This is a genomic window from Colwellia marinimaniae (assembly GCF_002207865.1).
GTDB lineage: Bacteria > Pseudomonadota > Gammaproteobacteria > Enterobacterales > Alteromonadaceae > Colwellia > Colwellia marinimaniae.
On sequence record NZ_BDQM01000111.1, the window covers coordinates 1 to 552 of the forward strand.

1 protein-coding gene is annotated in these 552 nt (G+C 40.6%); it reads left to right on the top strand.

Annotated elements, in window-relative coordinates; genetic code table 11:
- Positions 1-23 precede the first annotated feature (23 nt).
- The coding region (locus MTCD1_RS18410) for a transposase (protein WP_498067565.1) at positions 24-552 on the top strand (529 nt) is incomplete at its 3' end.

Sequence of the window (552 nt, forward strand, 5' to 3'; positions counted from 1 at the left end):
CTTCATTAAGTCTGGTGATTATTATGCCTAAGCCTCGCTCGCAACAGATCAGTTTGTTAGATACACCGTATTATCATATTTGCAGTCGCACGGTGAGAAAAGCGTTTTTGTGCGGTGTTGATAAAGAGTCAGGCATTAGTTATGAGCACAGACGTATCTGGATTGAAAAACGGATTTTTCAATTAGCTCAAGTCTTTGCTATTGATATTTGTGCGCATGCCGTGATGCATAACCACTTACATATAGTTTTGCATGTTGATAGTGAGCGCGCGAAAATCTGGTCAACGGCTGAAGTACTTGAACGTTGGCATCAATTATTTAAAGGCACATTACTCACCCAAAAATATCAAAATAAACAGTTTCTTGATAAATTCCAACTTGCCATGGTTGAGACTACTGCGAATATTTACCAACAACGTTTGATGGATATCAGTTGGTTTATGCGCTCTTTAAATGAGCCTATCGCTCGACAAGCTAATCGAGAAGATAAATGCACCGGCCACTTTTGGGAAGGGCGCTTTAAATCCCAAGCATTGCTTGATGAGGGCGCAA